The sequence below is a fragment of the Sphaerisporangium krabiense genome, from assembly GCF_014200435.1.
In the GTDB taxonomy this organism is placed as follows: domain Bacteria; phylum Actinomycetota; class Actinomycetes; order Streptosporangiales; family Streptosporangiaceae; genus Sphaerisporangium; species Sphaerisporangium krabiense.
The window spans coordinates 1,248,188-1,261,285 of the sequence record NZ_JACHBR010000002.1 but is presented as its reverse complement, the minus strand read 5'-3'; the positions used below and the strand labels follow the sequence as shown (position 1 = coordinate 1,261,285).

The window sequence follows — 13,098 nt, the reverse complement described above, 5'->3', positions numbered from 1 at the left end:
CCTTCCGGTGAACACACTCGACACGCGCGTGGAAGGGGCGGCGCCGTGACCAGCTTCCTCATGAGCAGCACCACGGCCTCCGAGGTGGCCGCGCAGCTCACCCGCCTGCGCCACCAGCTCGGCGCCCCGGCCGTCGGCATGGTGCTCACCATCGTCGTGGTGTGCGACGAGAGCCACCAGTACGACGCGGTGCGCGCCGCCTCCGAGGCCTCGCGCGAGCATCCCTCGCGCATCCTCGCGGTCATCCCGAGAGAGCGCGAGGAGGGCACCCGCCTGGACGCCGAGCTGCGGGTCGGCGAGCTGACGACGGGCGAGGTCGTGCTGCTGCGCCTGTACGGCGAGCTGACCGAGCACGCCGACTCGGTGCTCGCGCCGCTGCTGCTCACCGACATCCCCGTGGTGGTCTGGTGGCCGGGCGACGCGCCGCAGGCCCCGGCCAAGGACCCGGTGGGGGCGTTCGGCCAGCGCCGGGTCACCGACGCCCGCTCCGCGCCGGACCAGGTCGCCGCGATCAAGAGCAGGATCCACGGCTACTCCCCCGGCGACACCGACCTGACCTGGACGCGCATCACGGCGTGGCGCAGCCTGCTGGCGGCGGCGTTCGACCAGCCCGTCGGCGAGGTGATCGACGGCTACGTCGAGGGCGAGGCGGGCCACCCGAGCGCCTGCCTGCTCGCGGTGTGGCTGTCGTCCAAGCTGGACGCGCCGATCCGCGTGGCCGAGTCCAAGGGGCCGGGCCTGACGACGGTGCGGCTGCGCACGAACGACGGCGAGGTGATCGTCGAGCGGCACGACTCGCGCACCGCCACGCTGAAGCGGCCAGGGCAGCCGGACCGGCAGGTGGCGCTGGCCCGCAGGTCCACCGCCGAGCTGCTGGCCGAGGAGCTGCGCCGCCTGGACCCCGACGAGGTGTACGAGGAGACGATCAGGGGCGTGGCCGCCCTCTGAGGTTCCCCGCCCCGGCGCGGCGGCGCGCGCCGGGGCGCATCCCTAGCAAAAGGACGGTTCTTGTCGTGAGTGTTCCCACGGTCCTGGTGCACCGGGACTCCAAGGTGCTGGCCAAGGCGGTCGCGGCCCGGCTCATCACCGGGCTGGCCGACGCGCTGGCCGCCAAGGGCTCGGCGCACCTGGTGCTGACCGGTGGCGGCATGGGCACCGCCTCGCTGGCCGAGGTGGCGGCCAACCCTGCGCACGACGCGGTGGAGTGGCCGCGGCTGGACATCTGGTGGGGCGACGAGCGCTTCCTGGCCACCGGCGACGCCGAGCGCAACGAGACCGCGGCCCGGCGGGCGCTGCTCGACCACGTCGAGACCGACCCCGAGCGGGTCCATCCGATCCCGGGTCCCGACTCCGGTCTGACCGCCGAGGAGGCGGCCGACCGGTACGCGGCCGAGCTGCGCCGGGCGTCCCGGCCCGAGGACCACGGGCCGGTGCCGTCGTTCGACGTCCTCATGCTGGGCCTCGGCCCGGACGGCCATGTGGCCTCGCTGTTCCCCGAGATGCCCGCCCTGTACGACGAGCGGCCGGTGGTCGCCGTGCACGGGGCGCCCAAGCCGCCGCCGACCCGGATCTCGCTGACGCTGCCCACGATCGGCGCCGCGCGCGAGGTGTGGGTGATCGCGGCGGGCGAGGAGAAGGCGGGCGCCGTCCGCCTGGCGCTCCAGGGTTCGGGGCCGTTCCAGGTGCCGGGCGCGGGCGCGCGGGGACGGCTGCGCACGGTGTTCCTGCTGGACAGGGGCGCGGCGGCCAAGATCCCGCCGGACCTGGGCCGGCTCGCGTCTCCCTGACCGTCCAGGGGTCCACCGGCCTGGACGGCCGCGCCTAGGCCGGGAGCGGCACCCGGTCGATCTCGGCGATGATCTCGCGCTTGCCCTGCTCGTCCAGGAACGAGGCCAGGACCGCGGCGCGGGCCAGGTCGGCGAGCGCGGCGGGCCCGAGGCCGAAGACCTCGGCGGCCACCTGGTACTCCCCTTCCAGCGTGGTGCCGAACATGGGCGGGTCGTCGCTGTTGAGCGTGACGTACAGGCCCTCCTCCAGCAGCCGGGGCAGCGGGTGGGAGGCGAGGTCGGGCACCTGGCGGGTGCGGACGTTGGAGGTCGGGCAGACCTCCAGGGGCAGCCGGGTCTCGCGCAGGTGGGCGACCAGCCGCGGGTCGTCCAGGCAGCGGATGCCGTGGCCGATGCGCTCGGCCCGCAGGTCCTCGACGGCCTCCCAGATGATGGGCGGGCCGCCGACCTCCCCGGCGTGCGGCAGGCTGTGCAGGCCGGCCGCGGTGGCGGCGCGGAAGGCGTCATGGAACGTGTCGCGGTGCCGCGCGCGGACCTCCTCCAGGCCGGCGAGCCCGAGGCCGATGAGGTCCCGCGGCGGCTCCGCCAGCGCGTGGTCCAGGGTGGCCCGCGCGGCGTCGGCGCCGTACTCGCCGGGGATGTCGAAGATGTAGGCGACGCGCACGCCGAACCCGGCGGCCTCGCGGGCGGCCAGGTCGAGCGCCTCGGTGACCGCCCGCGGGGTCATGCCCATGCGGTGGTGGGAGTACGGGGTGACGGTGAGCTCGACGTAGCGGGCGTTCTGCGCGGCCAGGTCGCGGGCCGCGCCGGTGACGAGGGTGGCGACGTCCTCGGGCTCGCGGACCAGGCTGTTGACGCCCTCGTAGACGGTGGTGAAGTGCGGGAAGTCGCGGAAGACGTAGAACTCCCGCAGTTCCTCCTCGGTGGTCGGGACCGGGCCGCCGGGGTGCCGCCGGGCCAGATCCAGCACCGTGGGCACCGAGGCGGACCCGACCAGGTGGACGTGCAGCTCGACCTTCGGGAGGGCCGCGATGAACGCGCCGGCGGATGGGGCCGATGGGGTACTCATGACGCCCGACCCTAGGCAGCCCGGCCCGGTCCCGGCGAGTGAATTACCCGGAATCTGACACCATCTTGGCAGATTCGGCCCCGCTCAGCCGTAGATGGCGCCCAGCAGGCGGTTGTGGCCGTTCTGCCACAGCGTGCCGATCTCCCCGAAACCGGCCTCGCGCAGCGCGGCGACGTGCGTGGACAGGAAGAGCGACTCCGAGCCGTGGTGGTCGGCGCCGGCGACCCTGCGCTCGCGCGCGTGGCACAGCTCGGCCAGCTCCGGGTCGGCGCCCGCGGCGTCCCACCACTGGCGCCAGTCCTCGGGCATGCCCGCGCCGAACCGCCTTGCGGTGGCCCGGTCGTGGACGGCGCGCTCCAGCTCGCCGAGGCGGGGCGCGACGTCGCCGGCCTCCATGTGGTCGCCGTTGAGGAACAGCCCGCCTGGCCGCAGCACCGAGGTCAGCTCGGCCAGCATCGTCCGCAGGTCTCCGGGCGACAGCCAGTGCAGGGCCGTCGTGCTCACGGCGACGTCGGCCGGGCGCGGCAGCCCGAGAGCCGCCGCCCACCCGGGCTCGCGCAGGTCGTGGTCGGCGAAGCGCAGGCCGGGACGTCCGGCGTTGACGGCGTCGCCGAGGGCCAGCAGCAGCGGGTCGGCGTCGATGGCCACGACGGTGGCGCCGGGCAGCCGGTCCAGCAGGCGGGAGGACAGGGAACCGGGCCCGCACCCGAGGTCCAGGACGAGCGGGTCGGACCGCCCGGCGCCCGCCTCGACGGCGTCGATCAGGGCGGTGAACCGCTCCTCGCGGTCGGGCAGGTAGCCCTCCTGCTGCCGGTCCCAGCGGGTGATCCAGTTCTGGGCCGCCTCACGCGTGAGAATGGACACGAAAGCCTCCTGGTAACTGTCGTCTATCCTGTGGATAGTGACAGGCTAGAACCGAAGGATGTAACCGGTCAAGTGAACTTCAACAGTCACTCCGATGCCGTGGTGGCGGTGGCGGCCGCGCTGGTCAACCGCCTCACCCCCGGCGAGGCGCACGGCAGGCCCCACCTCTCGCCGCCCGAGGGGCCGGCGCGGCGCGACGCGGCCCGCGAGGCCCTGCGGGCCGGGGGCGGGCGCGACCGCGAGGTCTCCGACGAGACGGCCCTTCAGCTCGCCCAGGTGGCCGCCGAGCTGCGCGTGGTTTTCGACGCCGTCGAGGCCGGGGACGTCGACACCGCGGCCCTGCAGGTCAACCGGCTGCTGGAGCGCACCCAGGCCCGCCCGCACCTCGAACGCCACGACGGCGAGCCCTGGCACCTGCACTTCCACGGCCCCGCGGGCACCGCGGGCGACGACTGGGCCGCCGCCTGCGCCACCGGCCTCGCGATCGTGCTCGGCGGCGAGCTGCACGACCGGCTCGGCGTCTGCACCGCCCCGCACTGCGACCGCGTCTACGTCGACACCTCCCGCAACGGCACCCGCCGCTTCTGCTCGACGACCTGCCAGAACCGGGTCAAGACCGCCGCCTTCCGCGCCCGCCGCGCCTGACCCTCCTGTGCCGTCACCGAGAGTGTTGGATCAACCACGGAGGGAACAGGGAGGAGGGGGCGCGGATCGGGCGCCGTGACGTCCTTGGGGGGAACTGATGGCTGCGGAGAGCGAGGGCGGCGTGCGCCCGGGGGCGGTGCCGCGCCGGGCGCGGAGCACGGTGGTCGCGCTGGCCCTGTCGGCGGCGGTGTCGGCCGCCCTGGTCGGCGGCTGCGGCGGCAGGTCCGCCACCACCACGCCGCCGGGCGCCGTGGTGGCCACGAGCCCGGCCGCGGCGGCGCCCACGGCGACGGACGACGGCGAGTACACCGGCGCGTGCCCGACCGAGGGCAACACCCGCAGGTTCGCCAAGACCCGCTTCGCGCTGCACGCGGGCCTCGCCCTCGGCGCCTTCCACCGGTACATCTACAAGCCGCTGCGCGCCGGCGGGTTCAAGGAGGGCGCGGAGAAGCGCAAGCGCACGTTCGTCAAGGCGGCGGTCGCCGGCGCGTTCGCCCTGCACGAGCTGAAGGTCGCCAAGCGCTTCGCCCAGGCCAACCCCACGCTGTGCAAGGCGGTCGAAGGCGTGACCGGCAAGTTCCAGAGCCTCACCGACAAGCTGAAGGGCGGCACCGCCACCGAGGCCGACCTGGCCGGCAGCAAGAACTCCATCGACAGCCTGCAACAGGACGCCGCCAAGCGCGGCTTCGAGTTCAAGGAGCAGCCCGTCACCGTCCCCGGCGCCGGCTGACCCGCCGCCCGCGAGCCGCCCTCGCTCAGGCGCGCGCCTCTACCAGGCGGGCTCCCAGAGCGCGGGCACGCTGGCCGGGTCGAAACCCGGACCACAGATGTCGCGCCTGGCCCGCCACGGGAGGCCGCCGAAGTAGACGATCTGCCCCTGCCGGTAGCAGGGCCAGTCGCCAGGGGGGTCGACGGCGGCCCCGGAGGGCACAGGCGCGGCGGCGGCCCGCGCGCTCACCGGGAGCACGGCCGTGACCGCGCATGCGGCCATACCGATGACGACGATCGCTCTGCGCATCTGAACTCCTCGGGGCGGGAGTCACGGGAGAGTCTTTCCCTCAGGCTAACCATGTCCTGACAACCATGGAACGCCCAGGAAATTCGGACGTCGCACGGGCCCGGGTGATGGACAACAGGCGCTTCCTGGAGCAGGTTTGCGTCAGCGGCCGCGCCCCGGCGCCGGACGCCGTCGTGCCGGATCCGCTCCACGGGAGGTCGGTCATGCCACTGCGCTCGTACGGGGTGCTGGCCGCGCGCGCGGTCGCGCGGCGGCGTGAGGGCGGGGGTGACACCCCGCACTACCAGATCCACCTGGCCGACCAGGCGGGGACGGCCTACCGCGCGGCGGTGAACGTGCTGTCGCAGCAGGCGCCGTCCGAGCTGCTGTACCTGGCCGTCGAGGACTTCGCCCATCCGCTCCTCCAGGCCCTGCCCGCCCCGGGCACGGGGTGGACGCCGCTCGCCTCCGGGCCCGGCGGCGCGGCACTGGACTTCATCCGCGGCAACCTGTTCGACCCCGCGCTGATGCGCCCGCTGCCGCCCGAGGTCACCGGGGACGACAACGACCTCGGCGACAAGCTCGACCACTACGTGCGGCGGGCGATCGGCGACCCGGGGGCGTCGGTGTACGTCTTCGGCGAGCGCTGGGGCCCCGAGCCGTCCACCCGGGACAAGGTCTTCGGGTTCCTGCCCGGCAACGGCGTGCACGACGTCCACATGAACCAGGGCAACAGCGGCCGGTTCCACCAGGACGACGGGGTGTGGCAGGACGGCGGGCTGCTGATCCACCTGCCCGGCGATCCCCGGTGGATCGCGATCTTCCTGGCGTTCCAGTCGCAGGCCTGGCACACCGACGACGTCAGCGGCCACACTCTCGTCACCGCCCCCGGCCGTCCGGCCGGCGGGGAGGAGCCGGTGCGGATCGTGGCCGCGCTGGTCAACCCGGTGGGTCCCGCGCCGGAGAACGAGACGGTCACCGTGCTCAACGCCTCCGCCGGCCCCGTCGACCTGACCGGGTGGAACCTGAGCGACCGCGCCAAGCGCCTGCGGCCGCTCCCGCCGGGGCCGCTGGCCGCGGGCGCGTTCCTGACCCTGCCGGCGGGCCCGGAGCTGCAGCTCGGCAACGGCGGCGGCGCGATCACCTTGCTGGACCCGGCAGGGCTGAAGGTCCACGGCGTGGCCTACACCGGCGACCAGGCCCGGCGCGAAGGCTGGACCCTCACCTTCTGACCAGCCTCCCGGCGCCGCGCTAGGCGGCCGGGGCGTCCCAGTCGATGTGGTGGCGCTGCTCGGGGCCGAGGGTCTTCTCCGGGGTGAGGAAGGTCCTCATCGCCAGGGGCATCATCAGCTTCATCATGGTCCGGCCCACCGGCCCGAGCGTCTTGGTGTTGTTGGTCCTGGCCGCGCGGGCGGCGACGCTCTCGACCCGGGGACGGCGCAGCCGCTCGTAGGCGGCGAACGCCGCCGGCACGTCGGGCAGGTCGCGCAGGCAGCGGGCCAGTTCGATCGCGCTCTCGACGGCCAGGGACGCGCCCTGCCCCGAGCTGGACGACGGGGCGTGCACCGAGTCGCCCACCAGGACCATCCGGCCGCGATGCCAGCGCGGCGTGGACGACATGATGTGCATGGTGCCGAGCACGGACAGGTCGCGGGGGCTCGTGTGCCGGACCAGGTCGCGGCCGGGAACGTCGTCGGCGTAGACCTCCGCCAGGCGGCGCAGCCATTCCCCGGCCGGGGTCTCGCGGGCCTGGGCGGCGGTCATCGGCTCGCCGTGCGGCAGGTTGCTCCACCAGGCGGTACGGCCGTCGGGCTGCACCCAGTAGCCGAGGAAGCCCTTGTTCCCGTACACGAAGTACACCGCGTCCGGCCTGGCCGGCACCTTCAGGTCGGCGAGGCCGCCGAAGTTCAGCAGCGGCACGTGCTCGGGATCCGGCGCGTGCGGGTCTATCAGGGACCGCACGGTCGAGCCGACGCCGTCCGCGCCGATGAGCACGTCCGCGACGGCGGTGGACCCGTCGGCGAAGCGCGCCAGGACGCCGTCCGGGGTCTCCTCCGCGCCGACGAGCCGCCTGCCGTACTCGAAGGCGACGCCCCGCGCCCTGGCGTGGTCGTGCAGCACCCGGTACAGGTCCGGCCGCCACATCGCCCGGCTGGGCGGCAGGTCGGTGAGCCGCGGGAACTCGCCGATGGGCCGGCCCCGGCCGTCCACCACCAGGTTGTGCGAGATCGGCAGGCCGATCCCGCGGACCGCCTCCCGCGCGCCGATCACGCCGAGCGCGTCCAGGCCGTTCGGCGCGATCACGAGCGTCGCGCCCACGCCGTCCGCGCTCCCGGCGTACGCCTCGTACACGGTGGCCTCGATGCCCGCCTGGCGCAGCGCCACCGCGGCCACCGGCCCCGCGATGCCGCCGCCGATGACCAGTGCCGTTCTGATCCCCGTCATGTGTCGCTCCTGAATAGCTCTTGCCACGCCTCGGCGTGGCCGGGCCGCCTGAGAGAGTCGATCAGTTCGGTGACGAAGCGCTGCTCGGCCTCCAGCACCGTGAGGCGGTACTTCTCCTCTATCTGGAAGATCCACAGCAGGCCGCCGTCGAGAAGGGCCTGCATGCCCGCCCGGGTCTCCTCCACCTCGGCGGTCAGCGTCTCCAGCCGCCGGCCGAGCAGTTCGGCGGCCTCCCCCGGGTCGAGGACGCTGAGCAGCGACAGCGCGACGCCGAAGTAGGGGTACTCGTGCCGCGGCTCCGCCACCAGCTCGCGCATCCAGTCGTAGAGCTCCGCGCGCCCCTGGTCGGTGAGCGCGTAGACCGTCCGCTCGGGCCGCTGCCCTTCGCGCACCGTCTCCTGCTCGACGACGAACCCCGCCTTCCTGAGCTGCTCCACCACCATGTAGAGCGACCCCCGGTTGTACTTGATGCTGCGATCCATCCCGGTCTCCTGCAGCCGCCGCCCCAGCTCATAGGGATGCATCGGCCCCCGCACCAGCCACGCCATCGCCGCCAGCGCCAACGGGTTGGACACCTTGCGCCGCTTCTCCACCACACCTCCGCGCTCTTAGTTGACATCAACTATCAGCTACCGACTAGTTGATGTCAACTATGTGCGCGGCGCCGCCCCCGACGGGGACGCCTGGACGGGACGGCGGGTCCTGACCCGGGCGGCCCCCGGCGCGCGACGGACCGGCGAATTCGATCATGGGACCGTAAACGGTATTTCCCGGCTGCCGATATCGGAGAAATCCGCTGAATTCACCTCGGCCGGGCCTTGAACACCTGAACGATCGAGGAGAGGATTTTCCAAGGAAACAGCGAACAGGCGCCGGGAGATGGCCGATGACGCACGAAGAGCGCCCTGAAAATCATGAGATATCCGAAGCCTCCGACGATTCCGGCAATTCCCCTCACACCGACGACCCGGAACCCGCGCCGGCCGCCGCCCCCCGGTCGTACGAAGAGCTCGCCGCGCGCTACGCGCAGGCGCTGCGGCTGACCTTCGGCCAGGTGGAACTGAGCGACACGGTCGGCGAGCTGATCAGGGACGGGCAGGCCGAAGGCACATCGCACGCCGACGTGCCGCACTGGGACGTCGGCCACAACGACGCGTTCCACGACGGCCATTACGACCTGCACGGCGACATGCCGCACTGGGACCACGCCGACGGCGGCGACGTCCTGCACGGCGACATCACGACCCTGCCGGGGCGGCCGTGGAACGTTCTGATCAACGAGCAGCGCAACGTACTGCACTGGGCCCTGCAGCTGGCGAGCAGGTTCGAGGAGCGGCTGACCGTCCTCGAGGAGATCGTGGCCCGGCAGGGCCGCGTCATCGAGCAGCGCGGGACCACGGACACGGAAGCCTGACGGCCGGGCCGTCACGACGGGGCTGGGGGTAGGCGCATGGGGGTCGAGGTTCGCCCGCTCGGCGTGCGATGCAACATCCAATGTCAGTACTGTTATCAGAATCCCGAGCGCGACGCCGGGAACGAGGAGCGCACCTACGACATCGCGCTCATGAAAACGGCCATCGACCACGAAGGCGGGCCTTTCAGCCTTTTCGGCGGCGAGCCGCTCCTGGTACCGGAAGACGACCTGGAGGATTTGTTCCACTGGGGTCACGACCATTTCGGCGGCAGCGCCATCCAGACCAATGGTTCGCTGCTCAATGACCGGCACCTCGACATGTTCGCCCGCTACAACGTGAACGTGGGGGTTTCGGTCGACGGCCCCGGGGAGCTCAACGACGCGCGGTGGGCGGGGTCGCTGGCCGCGACCCGCGAGCGCACCGCGCGCACCATGGCCGCGATCGAACGGCTGTGCGCCGCGGACCTGGTGCCCAGCCTGATCGTCACCCTGCACCGCGGCAACGCGAGCGCCGAGCGGCTGCCCGTGCTCATCGACTGGATCGGCGAGATGGCGGCGGCGGGCATCACCTCGATCCGCCTCCACCTGCTCGAAGTGGACAGCCCCGTCGTCCGCCTGAAGTACGCGCTCTCCGCGGAGGAGAACCTCGCCGCCCTGCTGGCGTTCCTGCGGCTGGAGTCCGGCCTGCCCGCCGTCCGCTTCGACCTCTTCCAGGACATGCGGGCGATGCTGGTCGGGATGGACGACCGCAACACGTGCGTCTGGACCGGCTGCGATCCGTACACCACCAGGGCGGTGCGCGGCGTGGAGGGGGACGGCCGGCGGACCAACTGCGGCCGCACCAACAAGGAGGGCATCGACTTCGTCAAGGCCGACCGGCCGGGTTTCGAGCGCTACCTGGCCCTCTACCAGACGCCGCAGGACGCGGGAGGCTGTCAGGGGTGCCGGTTCTTCCTCATGTGCAAGGGGCAGTGCCCCGGCACGGCCCTCGACGGTGACTGGCGCAACCGCACCGAGCACTGCGCGGTGTGGACGAGCCTGTACGAGCGGCTGGAGGGCGAGTTCCTGCGGCGCGGGCTCGTCCCACTCTCCCGCCACCCGATCCGGCCCCGGCTGGAGGCGGCCTTCATGGCGGTGTGGAGCCGGGGCGGCACGCCCTCGATGAGCGGGATGCTGCGCTTCGGCGCGGACGCGCGAGACGGGGAGGCCCATGCGACGCCTGCCGTTTGAGCTCCCGGAGTTCACCCGGGTCACGTGGGTGGACGACCGGGCCCGCGCGGTGTGGGAGCCGAGGCTGCGGCGCGTCTCGGCCGCGTGGCGCGAGGTGCAGTGGCTGTCGGTCGCGGCGGGGATCCGGCCGTGCGCGGTGCTGCGCGTGCCGCAGGACGAGATGCCCCGGCACTTCCTGCGCTGGGAGGCGCTCGGCGTCGGCGCCGCCGTCCTCGCCCGGGAAGGCGCGGGAGCCCCCGGCTACGCGGCGCGAACCCCGGCACGGGCCGGCGACGGCCCCGCGACGCTGCGCGTCGGCTTCGGCGGCGCGGACGATCTGCGCCGCCTGAGTGCCGCCTGGACGGCCGGCGACCACGACGCCATCGGGACGCTGCTCGGCTACCCGCCCTGCTGCCGGGCCTTCTTCGACGCCGTGTGGGCGCGGCGGCGCCTGCTCGACCCGACGTGGGCCATGGCCGGCGGCTCCGACGGCGAGAACGCGCGGCCGCTGCGGGTGTCGGGCCCGGTGTTCACCAACGTCCTGTGGCGCTGGGTGGACGTGCGGGCGGTGCCCCACCTGCCCTGCGCGTTCGACTGCGAGGACACCGCCGCGCTCGGCGAGCGGCTCCTGGAACTCGCCGAGCGCGTGGGTTTCGCCGAGGAGGCCGGCTGGTGCCGTGCGATCCTGTCGTGGCCCGTGGAATGGTCGAGCCTGCACGGGATCGCCGAGATACGCGCGCCCGTCCTGAAGATCGCCACGACGACGGACGCCTTCACGGGCAAGCGCGTCGTCCAGCGCGCGGGCACCGAGTACCCCGGCGAAGGCGCGAGCGGGCTCCACTTCCCCTACCGGGTGCGGCCGGTGCCCGCCGGCCGGGCGGCCGCCTTCGCGCGGGGGCTCGCCAATCCGATCCCGCGGCCCGACCCCCGTCCGGCCTGGTACCACGCCGACAACGGTTTCTCCGGCCGCGCCGCCATGGATCGGGCGCACCGGCGCCTGCTGAGAGCCGCGCGCGCGGCGCTGGCCGTGCCGGAGCCGCACGTCGCCGACCTCGGCTGCGGCAACGGGGCGCTCCTGCGGCTGCTGCGCGAGGAGGCGGCGCCCGCGCTCGTGCCGTACGGCGTGGACCTCTCCCCCGAGAGGATCGCCCACGCCCGCGACCTGTGGCCCGGCCACTCCGGTAACTTCACGGTCGGCGACGTCTTCGACGACGAGACGCCGTGGCGGCCCGGCCGGTCGTACCGGCTCGTCCTGCTCGGCCTCAACCGGCTGCGGGAGACGACACCCGGCCGGGCGCGCCGGCTGCTGGACCGGATCCGTGAGCACGCCGACCGGCTGCTCGTCTACAGCCACGACCGTGCCCCGGACGGGGCGGAGCCGGTCGCGTCGCTCGTCGACCTGCGCGATCCCGCGGCCCAAGGGGACGGGCTCGCCGGCCAGGTCATCGCCATGGCGAAGGCCGCGGCCTCCGGCCTGCCCGGGTGAGGCGCCTGGCACGCGGTTTTAATGCGTGGCGGCGTGACGGAGGCCCGGGTTAGGTTCCGTCCATGGCCGAGATCAACGGCACGTGTGACGAACGGTTCGGCGCGGTGCGCGAAGCGCTGGCGGCCTCGCTGGACAAGGACGACGTCGGCGCCTCGGTGGCGGTGTACGTGGACGGGGAGCCGGTGGCCGACCTGTGGGGCGGGTACGCCGACGCGGCCCGCACCGTCCCGTGGGGGCGCGACACCATCGTCAACGTCTGGTCCACCACCAAGACGATGACGGCGCTGTGCGCGCTGATCCTCGCCGACCGGGGTGAGATCGACGTGGACGCGCCGGTCGCCCGGTACTGGCCCGAGTTCGCCGCCGCGGGCAAGGATGGCGTGCTCGTGCGCCACCTGCTCTCCCACACCGCGGGGCTGCCCACCTGGACCTCGCCGATGACCGTCGAGGACCTGTACGACCGGCCCGCCGCCACCGCGCGGCTGGCCGCGCAGCCGCCCCTGTGGGAGCCGGGCACGGACGCGGGGTACCACGTCGTCACCCAGGGGTTCCTGGTCGGCGAGGTCATCCGCAGGGTCACGGGCCTGAGCGTGGGCGCCTTCCTCGCCGAGGAGGTCACCGGGCCGCTCGGCGCCGACTTCCACATCGGCCTGCCCGCCGAGCACGACCACCGCGTCGCCCCGGTCATCCCTCCGCCCGTCCGGAGCGACGCGGCCATGCCCCAGCCGGACATCCCCTTCACGCCTGTGATCGACTTCTCCGACGCCAACACGACCGGGTGGCGGCGCGCCGAGATCCCCGCGGGCAACGGGCACGGCAACGCCCGCTCGATCGCGGCCGTCCAGTCGGTGCTGGCCTGCGGGGGCACGGTGAACGGCGTGCGGCTGATGTCGCCCGAGGGCTGCGCCCGCGCCCTGGAGGAGCAGTTCCACGGCACGGACCGCTATCTGGGCGCGACGATGCGGTACGGCCTGGGGTACGCCATCATGGCCGGGCCGACCGGCGGGCGCACCTGCTTCTGGGGCGGCCTCGGCGGCTCCCTGGTCGTGATCGACCTCGACAACCGCCTCACGTTCGCGTACGCGATGAACCAGATGCTCGACAACGGCACCCTCGGCGACGACCGCGCCCTCGGCCTCCTCTTCGCCGCCTATGACGGCCTGCTGTCGTAACCCTCCCACG

General features: G+C 73.5%; 14 protein-coding genes. 9 read left to right on the top strand and 5 right to left on the bottom strand.

Features of this window, described 5'->3' with window-relative positions; genetic code table 11:
* Window positions 1-45: 45 nt before the first annotated feature.
* Both BJ981_RS33465 and pgl read left to right on the top strand, forming a co-directional pair.
* Entirely contained in the window at window positions 46-948 is a 903-nt protein-coding gene (locus BJ981_RS33465; protein WP_184617353.1) for a glucose-6-phosphate dehydrogenase assembly protein OpcA, read from the top strand.
* Window positions 949-1,013: 65 nt separating this feature from the next.
* Window positions 1,014-1,787, top strand: a complete 774-nt coding sequence (gene pgl, locus BJ981_RS33460) for a 6-phosphogluconolactonase (RefSeq protein WP_184617352.1) — start codon at window positions 1,014-1,016, stop codon at window positions 1,785-1,787.
* Between the two features lie 34 nt (window positions 1,788-1,821).
* Here the strand turns inward: pgl and add are convergent, their stop codons facing one another.
* On the bottom strand, window positions 1,822-2,856 hold the full coding sequence (gene add, locus BJ981_RS33455; protein WP_184617351.1) for an adenosine deaminase: 1,035 nt from the start codon (window positions 2,854-2,856) through the stop codon (window positions 1,822-1,824).
* A gap of 84 nt (window positions 2,857-2,940) precedes the next feature.
* Complete coding sequence (locus tag BJ981_RS33450) at window positions 2,941-3,720, bottom strand: class I SAM-dependent methyltransferase (protein ID WP_239139643.1); 780 nt, start codon at window positions 3,718-3,720, stop codon at window positions 2,941-2,943.
* A 72-nt stretch (window positions 3,721-3,792) separates the two neighbouring features.
* Between BJ981_RS33450 and BJ981_RS33445 the strand changes: the two genes are divergently transcribed.
* A complete protein-coding gene (locus BJ981_RS33445) occupies window positions 3,793-4,365 on the top strand; it encodes a CGNR zinc finger domain-containing protein (RefSeq protein WP_184617350.1) in 573 nt (190 codons plus the stop codon).
* A 97-nt stretch (window positions 4,366-4,462) separates the two neighbouring features.
* Entirely contained in the window at window positions 4,463-5,095 is a 633-nt protein-coding gene (locus tag BJ981_RS33440) for a hypothetical protein (RefSeq protein WP_239139642.1), read from the top strand.
* Window positions 5,096-5,134: 39 nt separating this feature from the next.
* Here BJ981_RS33440 and BJ981_RS33435 read toward each other — a convergent pair whose 3' ends face one another.
* Window positions 5,135-5,383 carry a hypothetical protein gene (locus BJ981_RS33435; RefSeq protein WP_184617349.1) on the bottom strand — a complete coding sequence of 83 codons (249 nt, stop codon included), beginning with the start codon at window positions 5,381-5,383 and terminating at the stop codon, window positions 5,135-5,137.
* A 203-nt stretch (window positions 5,384-5,586) separates the two neighbouring features.
* Between BJ981_RS33435 and BJ981_RS33430 the strand changes: the two genes are divergently transcribed.
* Complete coding sequence (locus BJ981_RS33430; protein ID WP_184617348.1) at window positions 5,587-6,594, top strand: DUF2278 family protein; 1,008 nt, start codon at window positions 5,587-5,589, stop codon at window positions 6,592-6,594.
* A 19-nt stretch (window positions 6,595-6,613) separates the two neighbouring features.
* On the opposite strand, the gene BJ981_RS33425 is transcribed toward BJ981_RS33430, so the two are convergent.
* Entirely contained in the window at window positions 6,614-7,807 is a 1,194-nt protein-coding gene (locus tag BJ981_RS33425; RefSeq protein ID WP_184617347.1) for an FAD-dependent oxidoreductase, read from the bottom strand.
* Entirely contained in the window at window positions 7,804-8,400 is a 597-nt protein-coding gene (locus tag BJ981_RS33420) for a PadR family transcriptional regulator (RefSeq protein ID WP_184617346.1), read from the bottom strand. The genes BJ981_RS33425 and BJ981_RS33420 overlap by 4 nt, the downstream gene beginning before the upstream one ends.
* A 293-nt stretch (window positions 8,401-8,693) precedes the next feature.
* On the opposite strand from BJ981_RS33420, the gene BJ981_RS33415 reads away from it, so the two are divergent.
* The 4 genes from BJ981_RS33415 to BJ981_RS33400 all read left to right on the top strand — a co-directional run bounded on the left by BJ981_RS33415 (window position 8,694) and on the right by BJ981_RS33400 (window position 13,088).
* A complete protein-coding gene (locus tag BJ981_RS33415) occupies window positions 8,694-9,221 on the top strand; it encodes a hypothetical protein (RefSeq protein WP_184617345.1) in 528 nt (175 codons plus the stop codon).
* A 36-nt stretch (window positions 9,222-9,257) separates the two neighbouring features.
* Window positions 9,258-10,451: a radical SAM protein gene (locus tag BJ981_RS33410; RefSeq protein WP_184617344.1), complete on the top strand. Its 1,194-nt coding sequence runs from the start codon at window positions 9,258-9,260 to the stop codon at window positions 10,449-10,451.
* Window positions 10,432-11,916, top strand: a complete 1,485-nt coding sequence (locus tag BJ981_RS33405; protein ID WP_184617343.1) for a class I SAM-dependent methyltransferase — start codon at window positions 10,432-10,434, stop codon at window positions 11,914-11,916. Before BJ981_RS33410 ends, BJ981_RS33405 begins: the two co-directional genes overlap by 20 nt.
* 62 nt (window positions 11,917-11,978) lie before the next feature.
* Window positions 11,979-13,088 carry a serine hydrolase domain-containing protein gene (locus BJ981_RS33400; protein WP_184617342.1) on the top strand — a complete coding sequence of 370 codons (1,110 nt, stop codon included), beginning with the start codon at window positions 11,979-11,981 and terminating at the stop codon, window positions 13,086-13,088.
* Window positions 13,089-13,098: the final 10 nt, after the last annotated feature.

Coding starts and splice junctions, on each gene's coding strand:
- BJ981_RS33435 (WP_184617349.1), bottom strand. CDS start 5,383: ATGCGCAGAGCGATCGTCGTCATCGGTATGGCCGCATGCGCGGTCACG.
- BJ981_RS33425 (WP_184617347.1), bottom strand. CDS start 7,807: ATGACGGGGATCAGAACGGCACTGGTCATCGGCGGCGGCATCGCGGGG.
- add (WP_184617351.1), bottom strand. CDS start 2,856: ATGAGTACCCCATCGGCCCCATCCGCCGGCGCGTTCATCGCGGCCCTC.
- BJ981_RS33415 (WP_184617345.1), top strand. CDS start 8,694: ATGACGCACGAAGAGCGCCCTGAAAATCATGAGATATCCGAAGCCTCC.
- BJ981_RS33410 (WP_184617344.1), top strand. CDS start 9,258: ATGGGGGTCGAGGTTCGCCCGCTCGGCGTGCGATGCAACATCCAATGT.
- BJ981_RS33405 (WP_184617343.1), top strand. CDS start 10,432: ATGCGACGCCTGCCGTTTGAGCTCCCGGAGTTCACCCGGGTCACGTGG.
- BJ981_RS33430 (WP_184617348.1), top strand. CDS start 5,587: ATGCCACTGCGCTCGTACGGGGTGCTGGCCGCGCGCGCGGTCGCGCGG.
- BJ981_RS33400 (WP_184617342.1), top strand. CDS start 11,979: ATGGCCGAGATCAACGGCACGTGTGACGAACGGTTCGGCGCGGTGCGC.
- BJ981_RS33440 (WP_239139642.1), top strand. CDS start 4,463: ATGGCTGCGGAGAGCGAGGGCGGCGTGCGCCCGGGGGCGGTGCCGCGC.